Source organism: Nonomuraea fuscirosea (genome assembly GCF_003001935.1).
GTDB classification, from domain to species: Bacteria; Actinomycetota; Actinomycetes; order Streptosporangiales; family Streptosporangiaceae; genus Nonomuraea; species Nonomuraea fuscirosea.
The window spans coordinates 72,864-95,922 of the sequence record NZ_PVNG01000015.1; the positions used below are offsets into that span (position 1 = coordinate 72,864).

At 72.7% G+C, this 23,059-nt stretch carries 19 protein-coding genes; 12 read left to right on the forward strand and 7 right to left on the reverse strand.

Going from position 1 to position 23,059, the window contains the following annotated elements:
• The first annotated feature begins 59 nt into the window (after nt 1-59).
• The 3 genes from B0I32_RS31690 to B0I32_RS31700 all read left to right on the forward strand — a co-directional run bounded on the left by B0I32_RS31690 (nt 60) and on the right by B0I32_RS31700 (nt 2,963).
• Nucleotides 60-1,340: a hypothetical protein gene (locus B0I32_RS31690; RefSeq protein ID WP_106246037.1), complete on the forward strand. Its 1,281-nt coding sequence runs from the start codon at nt 60-62 to the stop codon at nt 1,338-1,340.
• Nucleotides 1,337-2,335, forward strand: a complete 999-nt coding sequence (locus B0I32_RS31695; RefSeq protein ID WP_106246039.1) for a hypothetical protein — start codon at nt 1,337-1,339, stop codon at nt 2,333-2,335. Before B0I32_RS31690 ends, B0I32_RS31695 begins: the two co-directional genes overlap by 4 nt.
• 250 nt (nt 2,336-2,585) lie before the next feature.
• Complete coding sequence (locus B0I32_RS31700) at nt 2,586-2,963, forward strand: STAS domain-containing protein (protein WP_181307981.1); 378 nt, start codon at nt 2,586-2,588, stop codon at nt 2,961-2,963.
• A 44-nt stretch (nt 2,964-3,007) separates the two neighbouring features.
• On the opposite strand, the gene B0I32_RS31705 is transcribed toward B0I32_RS31700, so the two are convergent.
• Nucleotides 3,008-4,414, reverse strand: a complete 1,407-nt coding sequence (locus B0I32_RS31705; RefSeq protein ID WP_106246043.1) for a dihydrolipoyl dehydrogenase family protein — start codon at nt 4,412-4,414, stop codon at nt 3,008-3,010.
• 158 nt (nt 4,415-4,572) lie between these two features.
• Here B0I32_RS31705 and B0I32_RS31710 point away from each other — a divergent pair, with 158 nt between their 5' ends.
• Complete coding sequence (locus B0I32_RS31710; protein WP_106246044.1) at nt 4,573-5,709, forward strand: sialidase family protein; 1,137 nt, start codon at nt 4,573-4,575, stop codon at nt 5,707-5,709.
• Here B0I32_RS31710 and B0I32_RS31715 read toward each other — a convergent pair.
• The 3 genes from B0I32_RS31715 to B0I32_RS31725 form a co-directional block, all read right to left on the reverse strand.
• Entirely contained in the window at nt 5,672-7,501 is a 1,830-nt protein-coding gene (locus tag B0I32_RS31715; RefSeq protein ID WP_106246046.1) for a CheR family methyltransferase, read from the reverse strand. The genes B0I32_RS31710 and B0I32_RS31715 overlap by 38 nt on opposite strands.
• Nucleotides 7,502-7,546: 45 nt before the next feature.
• Nucleotides 7,547-8,347: an STAS domain-containing protein gene (locus B0I32_RS31720; protein WP_181307983.1), complete on the reverse strand. Its 801-nt coding sequence runs from the start codon at nt 8,345-8,347 to the stop codon at nt 7,547-7,549.
• A 96-nt stretch (nt 8,348-8,443) separates the two neighbouring features.
• Complete coding sequence (locus B0I32_RS31725) at nt 8,444-10,000, reverse strand: IucA/IucC family protein (protein ID WP_106246050.1); 1,557 nt, start codon at nt 9,998-10,000, stop codon at nt 8,444-8,446.
• Between the two features lie 79 nt (nt 10,001-10,079).
• On the opposite strand from B0I32_RS31725, the gene B0I32_RS31730 reads away from it, so the two are divergent.
• Both B0I32_RS31730 and B0I32_RS31735 read left to right on the forward strand, forming a co-directional pair.
• Nucleotides 10,080-11,774: an IucA/IucC family C-terminal-domain containing protein gene (locus B0I32_RS31730; RefSeq protein ID WP_181307984.1), complete on the forward strand. Its 1,695-nt coding sequence runs from the start codon at nt 10,080-10,082 to the stop codon at nt 11,772-11,774.
• A 52-nt stretch (nt 11,775-11,826) separates the two neighbouring features.
• Nucleotides 11,827-12,672 (forward strand): alpha/beta fold hydrolase, encoded by an 846-nt coding sequence (locus tag B0I32_RS31735; protein WP_106246052.1) that lies wholly within the window; start codon nt 11,827-11,829, stop codon nt 12,670-12,672.
• A gap of 54 nt (nt 12,673-12,726) precedes the next feature.
• On the opposite strand, the gene B0I32_RS31740 is transcribed toward B0I32_RS31735, so the two are convergent.
• Both B0I32_RS31740 and rfaE2 read right to left on the reverse strand, forming a co-directional pair.
• Nucleotides 12,727-13,218 (reverse strand): DUF1440 domain-containing protein, encoded by a 492-nt coding sequence (locus B0I32_RS31740; protein ID WP_245956151.1) that lies wholly within the window; start codon nt 13,216-13,218, stop codon nt 12,727-12,729.
• 69 nt (nt 13,219-13,287) lie between these two features.
• Nucleotides 13,288-14,703, reverse strand: a complete 1,416-nt coding sequence (gene rfaE2 / locus B0I32_RS31745) for a D-glycero-beta-D-manno-heptose 1-phosphate adenylyltransferase (RefSeq protein WP_106246054.1) — start codon at nt 14,701-14,703, stop codon at nt 13,288-13,290.
• A gap of 84 nt (nt 14,704-14,787) precedes the next feature.
• On the opposite strand from rfaE2, the gene B0I32_RS31750 reads away from it, so the two are divergent.
• The 5 genes from B0I32_RS31750 (at nt 14,788) to B0I32_RS31770 (ending at nt 19,230) form a co-directional block, all read left to right on the forward strand.
• A complete protein-coding gene (locus tag B0I32_RS31750) occupies nt 14,788-15,876 on the forward strand; it encodes a glycosyltransferase family 9 protein (protein ID WP_106246055.1) in 1,089 nt (362 codons plus the stop codon).
• A gap of 148 nt (nt 15,877-16,024) precedes the next feature.
• Complete coding sequence (locus B0I32_RS31755) at nt 16,025-16,534, forward strand: SigE family RNA polymerase sigma factor (protein WP_106246425.1); 510 nt, start codon at nt 16,025-16,027, stop codon at nt 16,532-16,534.
• A complete protein-coding gene (locus tag B0I32_RS31760; protein ID WP_106246057.1) occupies nt 16,531-17,742 on the forward strand; it encodes a hypothetical protein in 1,212 nt (403 codons plus the stop codon). The genes B0I32_RS31755 and B0I32_RS31760 overlap by 4 nt, the downstream gene beginning before the upstream one ends.
• Before the next feature lie 128 nt (nt 17,743-17,870).
• Nucleotides 17,871-18,449 (forward strand): TetR/AcrR family transcriptional regulator, encoded by a 579-nt coding sequence (locus tag B0I32_RS31765; RefSeq protein WP_106246058.1) that lies wholly within the window; start codon nt 17,871-17,873, stop codon nt 18,447-18,449.
• Nucleotides 18,450-18,468: 19 nt separating this feature from the next.
• The gene (locus B0I32_RS31770; RefSeq protein WP_106246060.1) at nt 18,469-19,230 is read left to right on the forward strand and encodes an SDR family NAD(P)-dependent oxidoreductase; all 762 of its coding nucleotides are present in this window, start codon (nt 18,469-18,471) and stop codon (nt 19,228-19,230) included.
• Here B0I32_RS31770 and B0I32_RS31775 read toward each other — a convergent pair.
• Nucleotides 19,168-19,971, reverse strand: coding sequence for a hypothetical protein (locus B0I32_RS31775; protein ID WP_146178375.1), 804 nt, complete (start codon nt 19,969-19,971; stop codon nt 19,168-19,170). The genes B0I32_RS31770 and B0I32_RS31775 overlap by 63 nt on opposite strands.
• 431 nt (nt 19,972-20,402) lie before the next feature.
• On the opposite strand from B0I32_RS31775, the gene B0I32_RS31780 reads away from it, so the two are divergent.
• Complete coding sequence (locus tag B0I32_RS31780; RefSeq protein ID WP_106246064.1) at nt 20,403-22,724, forward strand: sodium-translocating pyrophosphatase; 2,322 nt, start codon at nt 20,403-20,405, stop codon at nt 22,722-22,724.
• Nucleotides 22,725-23,059 lie beyond the last annotated feature (335 nt).

Sequence of the window (23,059 nt, forward strand, 5' to 3'; positions counted from 1 at the left end):
GGCCGGTCTGGCAACGTCTGGCAGGGCATTTCTTCCCGGGCCTTGGTGGAGGGGGCTGTATGCGTCGCGTCGGGGACCGTGAGCACGTCGATCGGCTGCTCGCCGCCGCCAGGACCTGGTGGGCGGACAGCGCCGGTGACGACGGGTGCGTCGTCGCGGAGGCGTACGACGAGGACCTGCGGGTCGTGGTGCGCACGCTGCTCGTGGCCAAGGCGATCTGCGGGCTGCTGACCGCGCGGCTGGTCGTGCTGACGGATCCCGGGTGGACGCGGCTGGCCGAGGCGTTCGGCGGCACCGTGGGCGGGCGGCCGGACGTGCCGCCCCGCGCGCTGGTCACCAGCCGGGCCGAACGCGCGGTGCCCAGGGAGGTGCCGGTCGTCCACGTCCACGGCACCGGGACACTGCGGGCGTACGCGCTCTTCCCCGACCAGGGGACGTGCACGATCCAGGACGAGCTGCCCGCCAGGGTCGGCGCCTTCTTCGAGCGGCACGTCTGGCCGCACAGGGAGGTGATCAGGCCCGGCGCCGAGCGGGTGGCCCGGCGGGCGGGACGCGCCTACCAGGTCCGAACGGAGACCGAACGCCGCCAGCTGCGCCACTACGCCTGCTCCCGCCTGGGCATCGACGCCGACCGGCCCACCGTCGCGGTCTTCGGCCACGAGCCCGGCGGGGACGCGGAGCTGTTCGCGGCGACGACGGAGTTCGCCGCGTCCGACCAGAGCGCGAACTGGCTCTTCCTCGACGCGCCCGCCGATGACGCCTCGGGGACCGGCTGTCGCAACGGCCCCAGGCGTGAGCTCGGGAGCACGCCCCGGATCAGGCACGTGCCCGGGACGATGTCGGCCAACCTGCTGTGGAGCACGACGGACGTGGGCGTCGCGTTCGGCGACAGCGACCTGCCGGCGTTCGGCATCCCCGTCATCCAGGCCGGCTGGTCCGAGGGCGGCGCCTGCGGGGCCACGCACATGGCGGGCTCGCCGTCCGAGCACCACCTGTTGCTCGCCGAGGCGATCGCCAGGAGCGCCAAGGGCGCCGGCTTCCTCGGGCCCGAGCAGCGCGAGCGGGCCCGGCTGTGGCTCTGGTTGCGCCGCTGCGGCGCCGACGTGCCGAGCCAGCTCCTGCCGCACTGGGAGCACGGTGACGACTACGCCAGGGCCATGACGGTCAACCTGCGGCACGCGGAGCGGGACGGCGACGCCCTCTACAGCGCGGTCGGCCGCATGTGGCGATGGCGCGATCCCGTACTCACCCGATTCGACTTCCACGACCCGGCCGCCACCGCCGCCGCACTCATCCCTTCGACGACCGCCACCCGCGTCCCCTCGAGGAGCATCCGATGACCAGCTCAGGACCCGCCACCGACCTCGACCAGGTCGTCCTTCCCGCCATCCCGCCCGTCCACCTGTCCAGCGGCCGGCTGTCGGCGCTGCAGGTGACCGACCGGCTGCGGCGCGGCAGCCAGATCCTGGGCCGGTTCGAGACGTCCGGGCTGGCCGGCTTCAAGGTCTCCGCCCAGGGACGGGCGCTGCGGGTGCAGGTGTCGCTGTCCACGGACGAGCGGTCGGTGAGCGGCTGGCACGAGGGCCGTACGGAGATGAGCCCGCGGCCCCGCCTCATCCAGGTGCTCTCCCAGGGGCGGCTGCGCCAGTGCGTGCTGCTGCGTGGCCGGAAGGCGCACGCCAGGGTGGCCTTCGACCTGTCGCCCGACGAGATCCCCGACGACGGGCTGATCTGCGTCGAGGCGCTGGACATCACCGAGGGCGACGGCGTCCGCGACGAGGTGCGCACGGCCGTGGCCGGCCGCGTCGCCGAGGACGGGGTGGCCGGGGTGCGGCTGGACAAGGTCGTGTTCGAGGAGCCGCCCGCGGTGGACTACGACCCCGACACGCTCGACGGGGCCCGCTGCGAGCTGTACTCGCTGATCAGCGCGGGCGGGCTGGCCAACGCCAACCGGCAGGGGGCACGCGTGCTGCGCTCCGGCATGTTCGTGGTCAACCCCGTGCTCAAGGACCGGTTCGGGTCGAGCGGCCGCATCACGCTGCGGCTCGGCACCAAGGCCGAGGCGGTGAGCATGATCCCGGCCACGTGGCGCCGGGTCAACAGCGAACTGCGCTGGCTGCGCCACACCACCAGGCGGCTGCTGCAGTCGGCGGCCCCGTCCGTCGAGCGGGTGATCAGCGTGCGGGACGGCGACCTGGGGGAGCCCGCGCAACGGGTCCGGGGGAACATCACGGAGCTGGAGCTGTCCGGCCCGGCGACCTCGCCCCTGCTGGTGATCCTCGGCCCGTGCCCGGACGCCATCCCGACCCTGGAGTCGGGCACCGAGCACCGGTAAAGGCGAGGGGGTCCGCCTCGAAGAGGATGCGGAGCCATGGCCGGGATGACCAACCGGCTCGACCGGCTGGAGGCGGCCGGGCTGGCCGAGCGCCGCCCCGCTCGGCCGCGACGAGAGGGAGACGCTGGCCGGGCTCCTCCGCAAGCCGGCCGACGGCCCGCTCGGCGAGCGAGACGACGGGATGACGTAACTAGCCGGGAAAAATGGCAAATACCCCGTGTTATCACCGCTCAGCGGGCAGTGTGTTGTTGTGGGCGATGGCGGTTTGCGGATCGAGACGACAAGGCACCTCCATTGCACGGTCCTGCGCGCCGGCGGCGTCCTCGACCACGCCGGCCGGGAGCGGTTCAGCGACCGCATCAACCAGGTGTGGAACTGGTCGGTGGGCCCCGTCCTCGTGTTCGACCTGGCCGACCTCGACTTCTTCGACTCCTCGGTCATCGGCGTGCTCGCCATGGCGATGCAGCGGATGGAGGAGCAGGGCGAGGGCCGGATCATCCTGGTACGGCCCTCGGACCACCTGCTGTCCGTGCTGCGGCTGACGGACCTGCTGTCGCGGGTGGAGCTGCGCGGCAGCGTCGAGGAGACGGTGGCGGAGCTGATGCTCCAGTCGGAGGTCAGCCCCTGACGCGCCGCGGCTGAACCGACGCGCGCCGCCGCCGCATCGGAGTTCTACAGGCCGTAGGCCTCCAGGAGCCGCAGCCAGATCTCGCTCACCGTCGGGAAGGTCGGGACCGCGTGCCAGAGCAGGTCCAGCGGCACCTCGGCGGTCACCGCGATCGTGGCGGAGTGGAGCAGGTCGGCCGTCGCGGGTCCGACGAACGTGACCCCGACCAGGATTCTCCTGTCCTCGTCCACCACGGCCTTGGCCTTGCCGCGATAGCCGTCGCCCATCAGATAGGCCCCGGTGACCGAGCCCAGGTCGTACTCGACCGTGCGGACCCTGATGCCCGCCGCGCGGGCCGCCTCCTCGGTGAGGCCGACCGCGCAGACCTGCGGGTCGGTGAAGACGACCTGCGGTGAGCGGGCGCCGCCGACGAGGTCGCGCATCGCGGGCAGTTCGTCGCCGCGCGCCCGCGCGGCGATCACGTCGCCGCAGATCCTGGCCTGGTACTTGCCCATGTGGGTGAGGAGCGCGCGCCCGTTGACGTCGCCCACCGCGTACAGCCAGCCGTCGGCGACCCCGGTGGCCCGCATGCTGTCGTCGACCTCGACGATCGTGCCGTCGGCCAGGCCCACCGTGCTGAGCCCCAGGTCGCCGGTCGCGGGCCGGCGGCCGGTGGCCACCAGCAGCTCGTCCGCCTCCAGCGGCGGGCCCTCCGGCAGGTGCACGGTCACCTTCCCGCCCGGCTCGGGGCGTTCGACGCGGACGGCGTCGGTGTGCGTGCGCAGCTCGATCCCGGCGTCGGCGAACGACTCGGCGAGCAGCTCTCCCGCGAACGGCTCCATCCGGCTGAGCAGGCGGTCGCCCCGGACGAGCACGGTCGTCGAGCGTGCGCCCAGCCCGTGCATGGCCTGCGCCATCTCACAGGCCACCACGCCGCCGCCGATCACGACCAGGCGCTCGGGGATCGACGTGGCCGCGGTCACCTCGTGGCTGGTCCACGGCCGCGCCTCGGCCAGACCGGGCGTACGCGGGATCGCAGGGACGCTGCCGGTGGCCAGGACGACGGCCTGGCGGGCGGTGATCACCCGCTCGCCGCCGTCCTCGGCGGTGACGCGGACGCGCCTGGGCCCGTCGATGCGGCCCCTGCCGCGGAAGAACTCGGCCGGGACGCTCTCGATCCAGCGCACCTGGCCGCTGTCGTCGAAGTTCGACACGGTCTCGTCGCGCCTGGCCAGCACCGCGGGCACGTCGATCGGCCCCAGGGAGAGCCCTGGCACCCTGCTCACCTCGCCGGCCAGGTCGACCGGCCGCAGCAGCGCCTTGCTCGGCACGCAGGCCCAGTAGGCGCACTCGCCGCCGGCCAGCCGCTCCTCGACGATGGCCGCCGTCAGGCCGCCGCGCACGGCCCGGTCGACCACGTTCTCGCCGGCCGGACCTGCGCCGATCACGATGACGTCGAACTCGTCAGCCACTGCTGCCTCCCCAGGCACGGTATTCGTCCTCTTCTCGCATCGTTTCACGCCGAGGCGCCGCTACCGTGGTGCCGGCCCCAGTGTCGCCGTCCGGGGCTTTCGCCCGCGCGTACGACTCCCGTCGGAGTCCGTTCACCCGGAAGTTCTAGCGTGCCCGCATGGCTGATCGCTACCCGACCTCGGTGCCGTACCGGCAGGCGACGGACGGCTATCACACGTACCGGATCCCGGCGGCCGTGGTCACGGGGGCGGGCACGGTCCTGGCGTTCGCGGAGGGGCGGCGCGGCTCGGCGTCCGACTCCGGCCACATCGACCTCGTGCTCAAACGGTCGGAGGACGGCGGGCGTACGTGGGGCACGTTGCAGGTCGTGGCCACCGAGCCGAGCCGGGGCACGGCGGGCAACCCCGCGCCGGCGGTGCTCGGCGACGGGCGGATCGTGCTGGTGCACGTGCGGCAGGGCCCGACGGCGACCGAGGAGAAGATCAGGCGCGGCCAGGTGGCGGCGGACGCGGGGCGGCGGGTGTTCGTCCAGGTCAGCGCGGACGACGGCGTCACCTGGTCGGCGCCCCGCGAGATCACCGGCGAGGTGAAGCGGCCCGGCTGGCGCTGGTACGCGACCACTCCCGGACACGCGCTCGTGCTGCGCCACGGCCCGCACGCCGGCCGCCTGGTGGTCCCCGCGAACCACTCGCTGCCGCCCGCGGGCGAGGACGACGGGACCGAGGGCAGGTACGACGGCGGCCACGCGCTGCTGAGCGACGACGGCGGCACGACCTGGCGGATCGGCTACGTCGACGACAACCCCGACGGGTACGTCAACGTCAACGAGACCACCGCCGCCGAGTTGCCCGGCGGACGCCTCTACCTCAACACCCGCACCGACTCCACCGCCCCCGGCACCAGGGCCGACGCCTACTCGGCCGACGGCGGCCAGACGCTGGAGCTGCCCTTCCGCCCGCAGGCCGACCTGACCGGGCCGGTGGTGGAGGGCAGCGTGCTGTGGTGCGACGGGCCGGAGACGCTGCTGTTCTCGGGACCGGCGGCTCCCGACGCGCGGGCTTTGATGACGGTGCGCGCCAGCGACGACCACGGCCGCACCTGGCGGGTGGCGCACACGGTGTCGGGGCTGCCCGCCGCCTACTCCGACCTGGTCCGGGTGGACGGCGACACGGTCGGGCTGCTGTTCGAGACCGGGAACTTCGGCCCGTACGAGAGCATCGCCTTCCGCCGGATCCCCGTCGCCGAGCTGGCAGCGGTCAGGGCTGCTGAGGGCGGAGCTCCTTCATCACCATGATCAGGCCGTGTAGGGCGTCGTCCTCCGTGCGCAGGTGTGACAGGCGTACGTCGAGCCGTGTCGGACGCCCGCGCCGGTTGACCGCGTCGAGCAGCAGGCCCTCGCCCTGTTCCGGCGGCCGGGACCGGTCGGCCAGGGCGGCGCGCAGCCGGGGGCAGAGCACGTCGAGGGGCAGGCCGACGTCGAGCTCGGCGAGCGGCAGACCGGCCGCCTCTTCGGCGCGTACCCCCCACAGCGCCTCGGCCCCCGGGCCCCAGACGACCACGTGCAACTGCTCGTCCAGGACCACCACCGCGTCGCCGAGGCTGCGCACCACCGAGGAGACGAACCGGTTGACCTCGTCCAGCTCGATCGTGCGGGCCGTCAGGACGTCGTTGAGGTGCCGCAGCTCGTCGTTGGTGGACTGCAGCTCCTCGTTCATCGTCTCCAGCTCCTCGTTGGTGGATTGGAGTTCCCCGTTGGTCGCCTCCAGCTCCTCGTTGGTGGCCTGGAGCTCTTCGTTGGTCGCCTCCAGCGCCTCGTTGAGCGAGCGCAGCTCCGTGGAGGCCTGTTCGAGCCGGCGGTTGGCCTGCTTCAGCTCGTCCCTGAGCCGGCGGTAGCGGGTGACGTCGTAGAAGTGGATGCTCACCCCGGCCAGATCGCCGGAGACCAGCAGCGGGACGACGGAGACGTCGAACACCTCGGGAGCGGGGGTGCCGGCGCGGTACCAGTTCACCTCCCGCAACTCCACCGGACCCCGTCCCTCGCACGCCTGCTCGATGACGGTCTGCAGCTCGACGGGCCAGTAGGAGACCTCGAGATCCTGGAAGGGACGGCCGACGTCACGCGGGCCGAGCCCGAACAGGGCCGCGGCCCTGGAGTTGGCCAGCGCCAGGTTGCCCGGGACGTCCACGACGATCTGGGCGACGGGGCCGCAGTCGAGCGCCACGGCCGCGAGCACGGGCGGCCGGGAACCCCGGTCGGTGGTGCCGCTGGTAACGGGGCCGCGCTTTCTGAACAGCCGCAGGGCCAGGTCCACCGGCTCGAACGCGTGGCTCTGGCCGAGCAGTGTCTCGGCCTTGCCGAGGAAGAGGAAGCCGGGGTCGGACAGGGCGAAGTGGAAGCGGCTGACCACGTCGAGCTGCGTCCGCGTGTTGAAGTACATCAGCGTGTTGCGGGACACGAGCAGGTCGACGCGGGAGATGGGGGCGTCGCGGGTGAGGTCGTTGCGGCCGAAGACGAGCCGGCCGCGCAGGTCGTGCCGGAAGGCGAAGCCGCCGTCCATCGGCTCGAAGTAGCGCTCCCGCAGGCCCGCCGGCACGTCGGCGAGCGTCCGGCCGCTGTAGACGCCGGCCCTGGCCGCGTGCACGGCCTGCTCGTCGAGGTCCGTGCCGTAGATCTTGACCCGCCGGCGGAACTCGTCCGCGCCGAGCTCCTCCGCCAGGATCATGGCCAGTGTGTACGCCTCCTCGCCGCTCGCGCAGCCGGCGCTCCACACCCGGATGGGCCGGCCGGCCGGCTTCAGGTCCAGCAGCGCCGGGACGACCAGCTCACGCAGCCGCTGCCAGGCGGTCACGTCCCTGAAGAAGCCGGTGACGTTGATCAGCAGGCTGTCGAAGAGCTTGGTGAACTCGCCCGGTTCGAGTTCCAGCAGATCGCGGTACGCGTCGTAGTCGCGCAGACCCAGCGCTTCGAGCCGGCGAGCGACGCGCCGGATCAAGGTGGAGCGCTTGTAGCCCGAGAAGTCGAAGCCGCGAGTCTCCCTGAGAAGAAGGAGGAGCTCGTCGAACCTCCGCTCTTCCTCTGTCGTCACGAGCGAAGCCTACGCCGATCCGGTGCGCTCAGCCTGGTGAGAGCCTCATCCTCCGTTCAGTCGGAACGACGTGGGGAGCTTGAGCGAGCCGACTCTCAGATGACCGAGGCTCACCACCGCGCGGGCCTGGACGAGGTTGCTCCGTATGGCCGCCAGGTTGTCGTCGCACCGCTCCAGGGTGGTGTGCAGCAGCGAGCGGGCCTCGACCGCGGTCGCGCGCCGCCTGGCCAGCGTCTGCTTCTGGTCGAACGCCTGCCGGCGCAGCATGCGCGAGCGCTCGACCAGCGGCGCCAGCGAACCGCCGGACGGGATGGGAGCCACCGGGCTCGCGGCCGGCGCCTCGCGTGTCGTCGCTCCACCGGTCTGGAAGGCGAGTGACGGCTCGCGCCGCGTCCTGAGGCGGCGGGCGCCGGACTGCAGGCGCGGCAGAGGACGCATGTAAGGGAGGTGGCGGTACGCGCCGCCGGGCGGAGCCTCCGTCCGGTATTCCGCCACCCCGGCGGACGCGAGCGCCTCCGCCATGCTGGCGAAGACGGGGAAGAACGTCTGGTCCTGCTCGCTCATCAGCGAGATGAGGCGGCGCAGCGGCGGCCTGGGCTCGGCCACGGCGAGGTGGCCGCCCTTGGCCAGCAGCGCGTCGTGGGTGGCCGCCAGTTGTTCGAGGCCGTTGAGGTCGCAGAACCAGAGGTCTCCCGCGGCCACGAGCACGTGCATGACGGGGGACCTGGGCAGCGGATCGAGGAACGCGGCCAGCACCGGCCTCGTCGTCGTGTCCAGCTCTCCTGTCAGGGCGATCACCAGGGTGGCGTCATCGATCGGGACGAGCCGTACCGAGAGCTGCATCATCGCGTTCCTCCCTCCGGCCATCCGCGCGATGGACGCCCGCGCGACTCACCGGCCCGGCCGCCATTGTCCTCCCGGACACGGGAAAGAGCCAGGCGCTTACGCGTTGTGCGCGGTCAGCGGGTTGGGCAGGGTCGTCCAGCTGCCGCCGGGCGGGGCGTGCTCCAGTCCGGCGGCCAGGTGGGCCTTGGCCGCGATCCGTTCGCCGAACAGGGCGGCGCGGTCGGCGCGTACGTCGCGGGTGCCGGGCAGCCGGTCCGAGGCCGCACGCGCGGCGGCGGCCAGCACGCGCCAGAGCCGGTCCTCCAGGGTGCGATCACCCTGGCCGAACAGGGCGACGAGGCTGCCGAACGTCGTCCCGACCAGCGAGCCGAGCAGCTTGGCGTGCAGGACCGCGGGGTCGTCGCTGAGCAGCCTGGCGCTCACCGGCGGCGGCTCGACGCCGTTGCGGGCCAGCCTGGCGGGGCTGATCCTGACGTCGGCCAGGTCGCGGTAGATCAGCCGGTACGGCAGCCCGTCGCCGTCGAGCGCGACCAGCAGGTTCTGGCCGTGCGCCTCCAGCGCCACGCCGAGCGCGAGCAGGCCGAACGCGTCCGTCACGGCCAGGCGGGCGAACGCGTCCAGCCAGGCGGCGGGATCGCCGACCATGCTCCGGGTGAGCGCCGCCACAGGCAGCACCGTGCCCTGGGCGGTCACGGGCTCACGCAACATCACCGACAGGTCGGCGCTGTGCGTGCCGGCCGATCCGGCCGCGTCGTGCGGGCCGGCCGCGCCGGTCAGGTAGCGGGCGATGCCGAGCGTGCCGCCGCAGCGGGCGGACAGGCGGGTGAGCAGGTCGGACAGGGGCACGCAGTCACGTACGGAGCCGGGGGAGATGTCCCTGACGTCCGAGGTCATGCGGGTGCTGAACGCCGTCTTCAGATGCGGGCCGCCGTCGAGGGGCACGAGGGTGCGTACGGACATGAGCGGGCGCGCCGGGATGGCCCCCGTCGCGTACGGGCGCAGGCCCAGACCGGGCAGGACGTGCCGGGTCTGCCACGGATGCACGGGCAGCAGCAGCCGGTCGCCGTCCATGAGGGCGGACGGCCACGGGCCCGAGACGAGACAGCGGGCGGCGGGCAGCGCCAGCAGGTCGAGCAGCACCGTGGGCCGGTGCTCGGGCATGTACGCCAGTTGCTCGGCCACCGACACACCCGGCCGGTTGCGGCAGCCGGGGTGGTAGGGATGGCCGTCCACCACGCTCTGCTCGTGCTCCTCCAGCCCCTTGGCGCTGTGCGGAGGGGCGCCGGCCCGCGACAGGGCCAGCGAGGCGACGCTGTTGTCCAGGTCGGCGATCAACCGGCCGGCGCCGGGCAGGCCGAGGGCGGCCAGCAAGGTAGCGGGATGCGTGTGCGGCTCGCCGTCCAGGTGCAGCACCGGCTCGCCCCCGACGTCGTACGGCCTGCGCTCCCGCCCCGTGAGCCGGCGCCCGTCGGCCAGCAGCACGAGAGCCGGCCCGTGGGCGGTCAGGCCGGGAAGCGGCTCGTACAGCAGCCCCCGCCACAGCCGGCCCAGGACGGCGGCGCGGGCGCCGGGGAGCGCCTCGGCGTACGCGGCGGACAGGTCGGGACGTACGAGGTGGAGCTGCGCCGCGAACTCCGCGGCCAAAAGGCTCATATATCCCATCTATCCCATGAATCTGCCTGGTAGCTACCCTGTGGGCACGGAGGAGGCAAAGGGTAGGAGTACGGTCGCCATGGCATCCACCGACGGCCTCCTTCCGTCCCCTGAGCCGGAGCGGGAGGCAGCGACCCGGGCCTCGGCGCTCGCGGTGACGGCGCTGCTCAACTGCCTGATCCGGGAAGTGGCCCGGCCCGACCCGGCGAGCCGGCGGCCTGACGGCGCAGGCGGACACCCTGGCCGGCCCGGCGACTACATCCTGCCCGCGACCGGCCACGTGCTGCGCGTCGGCGGCGACCGGTATCCCGCCGCTCCCTCCCTGCGCACCCCGGACGGCTGGTGCCCGCTGGAGCTGCCGGAACTGGTCGCGCTGACGGCCGCCGAGCTGCGGGCGGGCACCGGGGCCCGCAACGACGAACTGCTCGCCGAGATCCTGCACAGCCGCGACGTGACGGCCGCGCTGCTGCTGGCCAGGCGGGCCGCCGTGCCGCCCCCCGACCTCTATCTGCGCTCGGAGCAGGCCCTGGTGGCCGGACACCGCTACCATCCCGCGCCCAAGGCCAGGGGTGGCGGGAGTCCGGAGTCGTGGCTGCCGTACGCGCCGGAGGTGGGCGCGAGCTTCGCGCTGCCGCTGCTCGGGGTGCCGGTCGAGGACCTGGTCGAGGAGGGCGACGCCGGCGCCCTCGACCTGCTCGGCGATTCGGCCGGCCACGGCCTCGCCCTGCTCCCCGCCCACCCGTGGCAGATCACCCTGCTCGGCGGCCCGCCTGGCGTCTCGCCTGACGGCCGGCCCGGTGATCGGCCCGGCCACCCGCTCGGCGACCGGCCCGGCGACCTGGTAGGCGGCCTGCGCGGGGGGCGGTTGCGGCAGCTCGGGTTCACCGGGGCGACGGCGGTGGCGACCGCGTCGATCCGCACGGTGTACCTGCCGGAGCCCGACCTGTTCTGCAAGTTCAGCCTGGACGTGCGGATCACCAACGACGTGCGCCGCCTCTGGCTGCACGACCTGCGCCGGCTCACGCTGGTGACGGCCCTGCTGGACGAGGTCTTCGACGACCTGCCCGGCCACCTCCCGCGCCCCGCCGTGCTGCGCGACCGCGGCTGGCGCGGCGCACGGCTGGGCGGGGACGGCGGTGAGGCGCTGGCCGTGATCGTCCGCGACGGGCTCGGCGGGCACCTGCGCCCCGGCCTGACCGCGCTGCTGGCGGCGGGCGTCAGCGAGGGCTTCCCCGGCAACCCGCTCGACGCGCTGGACGAGGCCGCGGCCTTCGTCTGGTGGGACCGCTACCTGGAGCACGTGGTGCCGCCGGTGCTGCACGCGTACCTGCGTCATGGCCTGGTCCTGGAGTCCCATCTGCAGAACGTGCTGGTCGCGGTGGACGAGCTGGGCCTGCCCGCGCAGGTCCTGTTCCGCGACGCCGAGGGCGTCAAGCTGGTGGCCGAGCGGTATCCGCGGCTCAGCGCGCCCGTGCTGGGCGCGGGACGGGCCTGGGAGCGGCTGGTGTACTGCCTGCTGACCAACAACCTCTGCGAGATCGCCGGCGCCGTCGCCGAACGCCATCCGCGGCTGCGCGGCGAGCTGTGGGCGCGGGCCAGGGCGGTGTTCGCCGCCGCCGCGAAGGACCACGGGGATCCGGCCGAGCTGCGTGACCTGCTGGCGGCCACGCACATCCCGGCCAAGGCCAACCTGCTGCTGCGCTGGCTGGACGCCGACGGAGGGGCCATGCGCTGGGTGCCCATCCCCAATCCGTTGAGACTCTTTACGGCATAAGCTATTGTCGTCCGCACAATCCTTTACGGCGTATCGAGTTAGGGGCGGGCTCATGGTTCAGGTCACGATGCACGACGGCAGCACGATCGAGGCGGAGGTGCACGGCTCGGGGCCGACGCTGCTGCTGCCGGTCGATCCACAGCCTGTGGAAGGCGAGCAGGCCGACGAGATGCGCAAATGGGGCACCGACCCGGCGCTCGGCCGCTCCCTGATCGACGGGCTCAGCGACGTCTTCCAGGTCGTCGCCTTCGACTACACCGGGCACGTCCTGAGCGCGCCCAAGCCGGACACGCTCACCCCAGGCAACGTGGTCGCCGACCTGCTCGCCGTGGCCGACGCCGTCCAGGCCGAGCGGTTCGCGTACTACGGCTACTCGTGGCTCGCGCTCAGCGGGCTGCAGCTCGCGATCAGGACCGACCGGCTCTCCGCGCTGGCGATGGGCGGATATCCGCCGTACGCGGGGCCGTACGCCGAGATGCTGAAGGTCACCGTGGCGGCGTACGAGCAGGCCGTCTCGCCCACGCCCGCCCCCGCCCCGCAGGAGAAGAGCTCCGACGACGCCTTCGACTGGTCGTCGGTCGAGGTCAGCACGACCGTGGAGCAGAGCAGGCAGTTCGTCACGCTGTACGAGGCGCTGCGCGGCTTCGACGACACGGCGGTCCGGCTCTCCTGCCCCCGGCTGTGCTTCGCCGGCTCCGACGACGCGATCACCTACGAGGAGCGGTGGGGCGGCGTGGTCGTCGACCTGGCCGGGCCGCTCAAGCGGCACCGGGCGGAGCTGGAGGCGCTCGGCTGGGACGTCGTGGTGCTCGACGGGCTCGACCACATGAGCGCCATGCAGGCGGCGAACGTGCTGCCGGTCCTGCGTCCATGGCTCACCGCCGCGCTGCGGAAGTAACCCGTCAGCGGTGTTCGCGGAGCCAGGGCCCTGGTCCGGGGTCCGCATGATCGGTCAGCGGTCCTCGTGGGGCCAGGGGGAGGCGGCCACCACGACGCCGTACAGGACGTGGTCGGCCAGCAGTGCCAGCCTGGCCGCACCGCCGTGCCCCCGGTGCAGGCCGAGCGCCGGGGCGAGGCCCGCCTCGAACGCGGTCCAGGCCAGCACGCCGTACACCGGGCCCGCCCACGGCCGGCGGCGCAGCCCCCGGGGCAGGAGGCCGAAGGCGGCCCCGCCCACCGCCCCGTAGGCCCAGTGCACGAGCTCGACCGCCGCCGGGCGCAGCCGTACGGGCACGCGGTGGAAGGCCGTGGGCGCGGTCCGCTCGATCACCGACTCCGGCGGCGTGGCCGGCAACATGCCCAGCGAGCCGGTGAGCCGCCGCAGGCCCGACATGGCCATGGCCGCGATCGCGCCGCGCGCGGCCGAGCGGGTGATCGGCCGCCGCCGGTGCTCCAGCATGACGTGCTCGTGCAGCTCGGGACGGGCGTTCAGGGTCTGGGTCATGATCGGTCTCTTTCTGGCAGGGAACGCGGGCGTTCCGTGGAAGCGGGCGGCCGTGACGGTCACGGGCGGTCAGGGCAGTGAGCGCATGCGGCCGATGATGGCGGTGGTCGAGCGGTCGGGCAGGTGGCCGAGCACGTGCACCTCGCCGCCCAGCGAGCGGACCAGCGGGGCTTCGGCGAGCATCTCGACGGTGTAGTCGCCACCTTTGACGTACAGCTCGGGCCGGATCATCCGCAGCAGCCGTTCCGGGGTGTCCTCGTCGAACTCGGTCACGTAGTCGACGTCGTACAGGGCGGCCAGCACGGACATCCGGTCCTCGCACGGGTTCACCGGGCGGCCGGGCCCCTTCAGCCGGGTCACGCTGGCGTCGCTGTTGACCGCCACCACCAGCACGTCGCCGAGCCGGCCCGCCTGCTCCAGGTAGGTCACGTGGCCCCGGTGCAGCACGTCGAAGCAGCCGTTGGTGAACACCACCCGCTCGCCCCTGCGCCGGTGCTCGTCCAGCAGCAGGGCCAGGCGCTCGGCCGGGTGCACCGTGCCCTCGTGGCGGCGCAGGGCGCGCAGCAGCTCGTGCCGGGGGCAGACGGCGGTGCCGGGACGGCGGACGACGACGCCGGCCGCGGCCTGCCCCGCCTCCGCCGCCTCCTCCGGCGCGGCGCCGCCGGCCAGCCAGAGCGCGAACGCGGCGGTGTAGGTGTCGCCCGCGCCGGTCGCCATGTGCTGCGGCGCGGGCCTGGCGTAGGTCCGGTACGGCGGGCTGCCGCTCCGGTGCAGCAGCGTCCCCTCGCCGTCCAGCGTGGTCACCACGATCGCGGCGCCGGTCAGCTCCAGCACCCGCTCCGAGTGGGCCGTCAGGTACGACAGCCGGTCGATCGGCCCGGCCGTGCCGCCGAGGAGGCGTACGACCTCCTCGTAGTTGGGCAGCACGGCGGCGGGCGCGCACTCATGCCACGGCGCGACCGCGTGCGCGTCCACCACGAGCAGCGGCGCGCCCGCCAGCGCCCGGCGCACGGCGGGCGTGAACACCCCGCCGCCGTAATCGCAGGCCACGACCACGTCCGCGCCCGCCACGGCCCCGGCCAGCCGCGCCAGCAGCTCCCGCTCGGCCCATCCCGGCAGGACGCCGTGGTCCTCCTCGTCGTAGCGCGCGGTCAGCTGGCCGCTGGTGACCAGCCGCCGCTTGTGCGCCGTCCGCCGTCCCGGCACGGTGAGCAGGTCGATCCCGACGCCGGCCAGACGCAGCACCCGTTCCAGCTCCGCCCCGCAGGCGTCGTCGCCGACGATCCCGACGAGCCGGACGCGGGCGCCGAGCGCGACCAGGTTGGCCGCGGTGTTGGCGGCGCCGCCGGGGGCGTCCTCGGTCGCCTCCAGGCGCATCACGGGCACCGGCGCCTCCTGGGCCAGCCGCTTGGCCGAGCCGTGCAGCCACGAGTCGAGCATGACGTCGCCGACGACCACGGCTTCGATGACCTCGTCTGTGCCCATGAGGAGCGAGTACCTGGGAGAGCCCTGCTCAAACCAGACATTGCTCAAGTTATGGGGACGAAGTGCCGGGGTAGCCCGCTCGTCATGCAGCAGCTCGAAGTGCTCACCACACCGGGCCACCCGGCGGCGCTGGTCGGCGACGTACGGCGGCTGGCGGTGCTGCGGGCCAACGCGCTCGGCGACTACATCATGGCGATACCGGCCCTGGACGCGCTCAAACGGGCCTATCCCGGCGCGCGGCTGACGCTGCTGGGCACCGCGTGGCACGCCGCCTTCCTCACCGGACGTCCTGGACCGGTGGACGACGTGGTGGCGCTGCCGCCCATCTCCGGCGTGTCCACGCTGGAGAGCGGGCACCCGGTGCCGGACGGGCTGTGCGAACGGCTGCGGGAGCACGCGTACGACCTGGTGGTCCAGATCCACGGGGGCGGGCGCTTCTCCAACCCGTTCGTCCGGCGGCTGGGCGCCCGGGTGACCGCGGGGATGCGGGCGCCGGGGGCGGAGAGCCTGGACCGCTGGCTGCCGTACACGGACTACCACCACGACACCCTGCGTTTCCTCCAGGTCGCCGCGCTGGTGGGAGCGGTGGGCGGGGAACTGGAGGCGCGGGTGGCGATCACCCGCGACGACCGCGCCGAGCTGGCCCGCGCGCTCGGCTCGCCGCCGCGCGGGCTCGTCGCCGTGCACCCGGGCGCCAGGGATCCACGGCGGCGCTGGCCGGTCGAGCGCTTCGCCGAGGTGGCCGACGCGCTCGGCCGTCCCGTCGCCGTCACCGGCACGGCGGAGGAGAAGGACCTGGTGATGGGGGTGGTCACCGCGATGCGCCGCCCGGCGATCCCCGTCGTCGGCACGCTCGGCATCGGCGCACTGGCCGCCCTGTACGAACGGTGCGACCTGCTGATCGCCAACGACACCGGACCGCGCCATCTGGCCGCGGCCGTCGGCACCCCCACGGTCGCCGTCTACTGGTGCGGCAACCTGATCAACGCCGGCCCGCTCAGCAGGACGATGCACCGGCCGCTGATCTCGTGGACCACGGCCTGCCCCCGCTGCGGCGCCCCCGGCGTGCAGCCCCTGGCCGAACGCTGCCCGCACGACGACTCCTGGGTCTGCGACGTGCACCCGGACCTGGTCCTGGAACAGGCCGAGGACCTGCTGTCCCGCGCCGGATAGCGGCCGCTCGCCAGGCGCGGACGGCTCGCCCGTCAGGTGGCGTACGACTCGCTCGTGAGGAGGCGGCGGAACCCGTTGTGGTGGTGGACGCATAGCGGGCGGTCCCGGCGGCGTCTGAGAGGGTGATGTCAATCCCTTGGAGGTGACCGTGGACGCCGCGGACGAGCAGCGTTTCCGCGAGTTCGTCGCCGCCCGATCTCCCGCCCTCATCCGGCTCGGCTTCCTGCTCACCGGCGGTGACCAGCACGCGGCCGAGGATCTGGTGCAGACCGCGCTGGCCAAGCTGGTGACCAGATGGCGGCGCGTGGAGACGCCGGAGGCGTACGTCAGGCAGATCATGTACCGGCAGCAGGTCAGCTGGTGGCGGACGAGCGCGCGGCGCGGCGAGGTGGTGCGCGCGAGCCCGCCCGAGACGGCGGCACGCGACCCGCACCATCAGAGCGAGCTGCGCCTGGTGCTGCGCTCCGCGCTGGCCAGGCTCACCGCCCGTCAGCGGGCGGTGCTCGTGCTGCGTTATTTCGAGGACCTGCCGGAACAGGAGGTCGCCCAGGTGATGGGCTGCTCCGTCGGCACGGTCAGGAGCACCGCGCACCGGTCGCTGGCCCGGCTGCGCGAGATCGCCCCCGAGCTGGCCCAGGACCTGGAGGTGGCCACGTGACCCGACTGCTGCGCGACACGCTCGACGACTGGGCCGACGAGGCCAGGGTGCCGCACGACCTGGCCGACCGGGCGCTACGGAGGCGCGCCTGGCGGCCGGTCGGCGCGGCGGCCCTGGTCACGGTCATGATCGCGGCCGTGGCCGTGTTCGTCACCGGGCACCGCGACCCCGAGCCGGTCATCCGCCCGGCCGACGGCGTCACGCTGCCGGCCCGTCCGTCGCCCGCCCCGACGGACGTGCGGACCGACACGACCGACAGCCCGCCGAAGAAGCTGATCGCCGCGGGGCGGATGGCCGTGTCGGCGTACTACGTCTACGGCCACGAGGCGATCGACGAGAGGAACGCGCGCATCCGGCGTACCTGGTCCCTGTACGACCCGCGCACCGGCGGCTACGAGCAGACCCCGTACGCCTGGGTGGACGTCGCCCCCGGGCTCCAGGTCGCGGCCGTGCTCGAAGGCGACCTGCTCAGCAGGCGGCTGGGCGTGCTCGACCTGAACACCCGCCGGATGCTCACCTGGATCGACCTGGAGCACCCCGTGGGCTCCGTGGCCTGGTCGCCGGACGGCACCAGGATCCTGGCCACCGCCTACTCCCGCTATCCCGACGTGCTCGTGGGGAAAGGAGAGGAGGCGATGCCGGCGATGAACGGCGAGAGTCCGCGCACCGGCTACTACATCGTGGACGTGCGGGAGGGCACGGCCGACTACCACGAGCTGCCGCCCATGGCCGACAGCAGGCCTGGCGACCCGGAGGGCAGGCCCTTCAACGTCAACGCCCGCCAGGATCTCGGCTGGAGCCTGGACGGCACGATGATCTACGGGCCCACCTCCACCCGGCCCGACCGTGTCTTCTTCACTCTCGACGGAGAGGAGCGGCCCTGGCCCGAGGGGCAGCGGTACGTCGATAATTCGAACCAGCCGGCCACCTCGCCGGACGGCAGGCTGGTCCTGGGCTCGCCGGGACTGCCGACGAAGATCACCGACGCCGCGACCGGCGCGGTGGTGGGTTCACAGCGGGTGTTGCAGCTGCACGCCTGGGCGGACAACGACAACGTCATCGCGCTGGGCTGCGCGGGCGCGTGCGAGAACGAGTTCAACGCGGGTCTGGTGCTGGTCAGCGTGGACGGCTCCAGGATGACGCAGCTCGCCCGCAACCAGGACACCAACGGCGACGGCGCCTGGCGCTGGGTCCTGACACCCCGCTGACGCGGCAGCGCGCCCCCGGCCGGCCATCGAAGAGCCGGCCGGGGGCGCACCGAGCCGGCCGGGCCTGCACGGGCAGCCCGGTCCTCTTTTTTTTGACCGAACGTTCTCGATACTGCTAGCTTGCTCGTGTGGGCAGAAGCAAGGAGTTCGATCCCGAGGTCGCGCTGCAGCGGGCGCTGGAGCTGTTCTGGGAGCGCGGCTACGAGGCGACCTCGATGGCCGACCTCGTCGAACGCCTCGGCATCGCGCGGGCCAGCATCTACGCCACCTTCGGCGGCAAGCGCGAGCTCTACCTCAAGGCGCTGGAGCGCTACGACCGGCAGCGCGACGTGGTGGGGCCGCTGTCCCAGCCGGGGCCCGCGCTGCCGGCGATCCGCGCGTTCCTCGACGGCTACGTGGCGGAATGCCTGGCCGACCAGGACCGGCGGGGCTGCATGGTGGTCAACACCGCCGTGGAGTTCGGCGGGCGCGACGCGGAGATGTTCCGCCGGGTGACGCGGAGCTGGACGGAGCTGGAGACGGCGCTGTCCGGCGCGCTGGTCAGGGCGCGCGCCCAGGGGGAGCTGGCCGCGGGCAAGGACCCGTACGCGCTGGCCAGATTCCTGCTCGTCCTGCTGCAGGGCGTCAGGGTGCTCGGCCGGGCCGATCCCGACCCGCGCCGGCTGCGTGACGCGGTCGATCAGGCCATGACGGCCATCCATATTTGAGAACGATAGGTATGAAATAATGACTGAACGGTTCGCAGGCAAGGTCGCGCTCGTCACCGGGGCGAGCGGAGTGGTGGGCCGGGCCGCCGCGCTGGCGTACGCGCGGGAGGGCGCCGCCGTCCTCGTGGCCGGCCGCGACGCCGCCAGGCTGGCCGAGATCGTGAAGCTGGCGGAGTCGGAGGGCGGCCGGGCGAGCGCGTTCACCGTGGACATCACCCGCTCCGCCGAGGTCGCCGCCATGGTCGAGGCCGCGGTCTCCCGCTACGGCGGCCTCGACGTGGCGCTCAACACGGCCGGGATCTTCGGGCAGATGGCGCCGCTGGCCGACTACGACGAGGACATCTGGGACGACGTGCTCGCCGTCAACCTCAAGGGCGTGTTCCTGTCGATGAAGCACGAGATCGCCCACATGCGGGCGCACGGCGGCGGGGTGATCGTCAACGTGTCCTCCAACCTGGGGGCGCATTGGCGCCTGGCGGGGGCGAGCGCGTACGCCGCCTCGAAGGCCGCGGTGAGTCACCTGACCCGCACTGCCGCCCGCGACCACATCGCCGACGGCGTCCGGATCAACGCCATCAGCCCGGGCCCGGTCGACTCGCCCATGTCGACACGGCCGGGGGAGACCCGCGCGGACCGCGACGAGCGGATGAGGACCGCGCTGCCGATCGGCCGCGTCAGCACCCCTGAGGAGATCGCCGCCGCGGCCCTGTGGCTGTCGTCAGCGGATTCGAGCTTCGTCGTGGGCGCGGACCACGTGATCGACGGCGGCGCCACGGCCTGACCGGCGCCGCAGGAGCAGGCACCTGGCCACGGCGTACAGGACGATCACCGGCAGGAGCAGCGCCCGTTCTGGCTCGGCGATCAGGTGGTCGAGGTAGAACCAGAACAGCAGGCCGTACTCCAGATCGTCAGGACGCTGCTCGAACAGCGTGAAGGCGAGCCTGAAGATCGTCAGGACGGCGAGGTAGTCGATCGCGAGCAGCAGCGTCCACCGCGCGATCCGCGGCCAGGGGAGGACGGCCGTGCGCGCGAGGGGCTCCTCCGCCGGGCCGAGCCGCTGCGTGGCGACCAGCACGAGCCCGGCGGCCAGCAGCAGGGAGGTGCTGGTGGCCGACCACCCGCCGATCACCTCCCCGAACCACTGCCCGCTGAGCACCGGGACCTGCCGGCACTCTCGAAGGTCGAAGTGGGGGAAGAAGACGGGGTCGAGGAGGGCCGCCAGGCCCAGGACCGCCGCCGCCCGCCTTCCCGCGACCGCCGAATGCCATCGCCCGAAGCACACGAGCACGACGATCGCCGGAGCCCCCACGGCGAAGGCGTAGTAGAGCACGCTGTTCACGTCCGAGCGCAGGGGCGCGGCGATGAGGTCGAGCTGCTCACGCCAGACGCTCGTGCCCCGGAAGAACATGCCGCCGCAGGAGAAGATCTCCGGCTCGCCGAAGAAGTCGCGCCAGAGCCGCCAGGTGGGGAAGAGCGCGGCGCACAGTGCTCCCAGCCAGGTGGCCAGGGCTAATCGTGACAAGTTGATCTCCGTTTTGGGCGCCACCCTATCGGCGTGGGGGAGAAGCGGCGGATGCCGGACGCCCCGCCTCCCCGCGTTCTCCGGTACCCCTGGTTGACAGGGGCGGGCGCTCCGTCATCCTCCCTGCAAAACCGGATTTCGGTCTGACCGTTTTCCCGGCTTGCTGCGACCGTAAAGTGGCGGAAATTCTCCTTGTCAGATCACAAATCGGGTCACTGTCAGGGGATTACTAGACACTGCCACAATTAGCGGGCGCGAGAGCCTTCATATCCGCGGAGTGCCTGCGTAGACTCCCGGCACCGGCCAAGGTGATCCGGCGGAACGCGGATTCAACCGGAAGCGGCACCCACAACCCGGATGGTGCCGCAACACCCGCCGAGGAAAACTGCAGCACCGCCCGGGCAGGACGACCGGTCTTGCCGAGGAGAACGATGAGCAGGCACATGCTGGCAGCGGAGCCAGCGTCCAATCTGGCCCTGAGCGCAAACAATCTCACCATCGTGATCGTGGTCGCCGCGGTCGCACTGATCGCGCTAGCCGTCGCAGGCGGACTGGTGCGCGAAGTGCTGTCCGCCGGCCAGGGCACCGAACGCATGCAGAACATCGCGCGTGCCGTACAGGAAGGCGCGGCCGCCTATCTCACGCGCCAGTTCCGCACGCTGGCGATCTTCGTGGTCGTGATTCCCTTCCTGTTGCTGTTGCTACCTGGAGAAACCGACGTCCGCATCGGACGTTCCATCTTCTTCGTGGTCGGTGCGGTCTTCTCCGCGCTGACCGGATTCATGGGCATGTGGCTGGCCGTGCGCGGAAACGTGCGCGTGGCCGCCGCGGCCAACGACTCGGGCGAGAAGCGCGCCATGCGCATCGCCTTCCGCACCGGCGGCGTGGCCGGCATGTTCACGGTGGGCCTCGGCCTGCTGGGCGCGGCGGTGGTCGTGTTCGTCTACCAGGGTGACGCGCCGGGCGTGCTCGAAGGATTCGGCTTCGGCGCGGCGCTGCTGGCCATGTTCATGCGAGTCGGCGGCGGCATCTTCACCAAGGCCGCCGACGTCGGCGCCGACCTGGTCGGCAAGGTCGAGCAGGGCATCCCCGAGGACGACCCGCGCAACGCGGCGACGATCGCCGACAACGTGGGCGACAACGTCGGCGACTGCGCCGGCATGGCGGCCGACCTGTTCGAGTCGTACGCGGTCATGCTGGTCGCCAGCCTCATCCTGGGCAAGGTCGCCTTCGGCGAGCAGGGGCTGGTCTTCCCCCTGATCGTCCCGATGATCGGCGTCATCACCGCGATCATCGGCATCTTCGTCACCGGGATGCGCGACCGCGACCGCAACGGCATGGCCGCGATCAACCGCAGCTTCTTCATCTCGGCCGGCATCTCGGCCGTCCTGGTCGCCGCGGCCGCGTTCTGGTACCTGCCGAGCAGCTTCTCCGGCCTGACCAACGCCGGCGTGCAGTCCGACGCCGACCCGAGGATCATCGCCATCGGCGCGGTGCTCATCGGCCTGGTGCTGGCCAGCGCCATCCAGCTGCTCACCGGCTACTTCACCGAGACCAACCGCCGCCCCGTACGCGAGATCGGCGAGAGCTCGGCCACCGGCCCGGCGACCGTCATCCTGGCCGGCATCAGCGTCGGCCTGGAGTCGGCCGTCTACTCGGCCCTGATCATCGGCGGCGCGGTCTACGGCGCGTTCCTGCTCGGCTTCGGGAACGTGACGATCGCGCTGTTCGCGGTGGCCCTGGCCGGCACCGGCCTGCTCACCACGGTCGGCGTCATCGTCTCGATGGACACCTTCGGTCCCGTCTCCGACAACGCCCAGGGCATCGCGGAGATGTCGGGCGACGTCGAGGGTGAGGGCGCCCGCGTCCTGACCAGCCTCGACGCGGTGGGCAACACCACCAAGGCGATCACCAAGGGCATCGCCATCGCCACGGCGGTGCTGGCGGCCACGGCGTTGTTCGGCGCCTTCCGCACCGCCGTGGAGCTGGAGCTGGCCAGGGCCGACGCGGCGATCAAGGGCGCGCTGGGCACCTTCCAGAACTTCAACCTGGGCATCGACAACCCCAACGTGCTCGTCGGGCTCATCATCGGCGCCGCGGTCGTGTTCCTGTTCGCCGGCCTGGCGATCACGGCCGTCGGACGGGCCGCGATGCGGGTCGTCTTCGAAGTGCGCAACCAGTTCCGCACCCGGCCCGGCATCATGGCCGGCACCGAGCTGCCCGAGTACGGCCGCGTCGTGGACATCTGCACCCGCGACTCGCTGCGCGAGCTGGCCACGCCCGGCCTGCTCGCGGTCATGACGCCGATCGCGGTCGGGTTCGCGCTTGGCTACGCGCCGCTGGGCGCGTTCCTGGCCGGAGCCATCGCCTGCGGCACCCTGATGGCCGTCTTCCTGGCCAACTCCGGTGGCGCCTGGGACAACGCCAAGAAGCTCGTCGAGGACGGGCACCACGGCGGCAAGGGCTCCCCCGCGCACGAGGCCACGATCATCGGCGACACGGTCGGCGACCCGTTCAAGGACACCGCCGGTCCTGCCATCAACCCGCTGATCAAGGTGATGAACCTGGTGGCGCTGCTGGTGGCGCCGGCCGTGGTGCTGTACGCGGGCAACCCGGCCCTGCGCATCGGCGTCACCGTGGTGTCGGTGGGCGTGGTGGTCGCGGCCATCATCATCTCCAAGCGGCGGTCCGTGAGCAGCGCGCCGGCCAGCGACAACAACAACGACCGCGAGCACGAGCCCGTGGCGTCCTGACCGTCGGGTAACCGGCACGAAGCAACGCCGAGGCACCCGCTCCCCGATGGGGGCGGGTGCCTCACGCGTGTACGGGGTGCCTCGCGTAGGGGCGGGCCCGGGTAGGGGGCCGCTCGCACGAGCCGGGCCTGGGGCCGCTTGCCCGAGCCGGGTCCTGAGTCGCTTGCCCGAGCCGGGCCTGGGGGTGCTTGCCCGAGCCGGGCGCGGCCCCAGGCCCCTTCGGTGGGAAACTGGGCGCGTGAACGATGACAAGCCGCCCAGCGGCGGAAAGACCCTGGGTCTCATCCTGCTGGCGATGTTCGCCGTCCTGGCCGTGATCGTAGGGCTGGCCGTGT